Below are 1338 nucleotides of genomic sequence, written 5' to 3'. Positions count from 1 at the left end.
TGAATTTCAAGCCCCAACAGTTCCGACATTTCCATCCACAGTTCTTCTAAGGGCACACGATACGCCCGCACTTCTTTGGTACACAGAGCGAAAATCGTCAGTTCTAGCAACCCCATGTCGTGAGCGAAATGTAAAAAAGCATCTTCGGCTGTAGCAAATTGCGGCAACTTCCAGGTATCCGCCAAGCGTTGCAAGCGAGCTTTCAGGGGTGGATATGTGACGGTACTGGCCATGCGTGAAAAAGCTGGAGCCAGTTCACCCGAAGCGGTGATGACATGAATCCCGACAGGGACCGCTTCTTCTAAAAACACTTTCAAGTGTCGTTCTTTCGCTTGGTTCCCTTTGGTGACGTAGTAGCGATCTGTGATCAACAAAGCCCCTCCGATACCGATCAAGAACGCGATGAGGATCGAATAGCGTAGGAGAAGCAACATCACCATCAACCCCATGGCCAAAGCGATCACACGAAGTATCGTGCGATACATGGGTTCGTCCTCCTTACCCATCCATTTTTTAGCCTCTTGGATACGGAGAATATACCGTCCCACCCATGGCTTTTTTTGATGAGTCGGTTGCGTGGCTGTTTTCACTTCACGTAGCCACTCTGCTTCCCGAAACGCTTGATAGAGCACAAAGGACAACCCAGATAAGGCGATCAACAACCCGATCACTCGAAGAACCAACGACGTATGATGCACCACGTGTTTATCCCTCCTTGGGCACGCGATACGTTTCACGTGGCCCCTCATACACAGTAAAAGGTAGGTGGATCCCTTTGATATTGGCTCGCAATAGAAACGAAGCGGGAACGCCTTGAAAGACCCATGTTTTTTCGAAGTAATCCCAGTAAGCGACTTTGCACCAAGTCACTTCTTGCGTGACGGCATCGTAGTCTTCGATGTAGCCTACTTCGGTCATGCGTGGTGAACCGTTGACGTTATCGAGCGCGAAGATAAAGCGCACATTGTCCGCAAGAAGACTGGCTGTGTTGGCATTAGTGGAAACGCCTTGACTCCCTGCTGTAGCTTCTAAAATCATGCGTTGCAACACATGATGAACGCCTCGACCCACATCAACACGCGTATGAAACGTCGTTCCCACCATGCGTTTGGTGAGCATCGACAGACGAATAAAGAGCCACGTAATGGCCGGCCAACGAGCTTCTCCCAAAATGACGTTATCCACGTCCATCCGTAGCGTATTCATCATGTTGCGCTCCATCGTGATCGCTCCGATTCCCTGAGCATTGCCCATGCGATCCGTGAGACGAATCCACCAGTTCGAGAGCGGGACCATTTCTCCCATTTCTTCAATCGCACAATTGATGTATCCATCCAT

2 protein-coding genes are annotated in these 1338 nt (G+C 50.1%); both read right to left on the bottom strand.

The window, feature by feature from the left end:
* Positions 1 to 701: hypothetical protein (locus tag MM817_RS16330; protein WP_241717099.1), on the bottom strand; the 701-nt coding region annotated here is incomplete at its 3' end.
* A gap of 4 nt (positions 702 to 705) precedes the next feature.
* The coding region (locus MM817_RS16325) for a CpaF/VirB11 family protein (protein WP_241717098.1) at positions 706 to 1338 on the bottom strand (633 nt) is incomplete at its 5' end.

The organism is Sulfoacidibacillus ferrooxidans (assembly GCF_022606465.1).
Lineage (GTDB): Bacteria > Bacillota > Bacilli > Alicyclobacillales > SLC66 > Sulfoacidibacillus > Sulfoacidibacillus ferrooxidans.
This window is presented reverse-complemented; position numbering and strand designations above follow the sequence as displayed.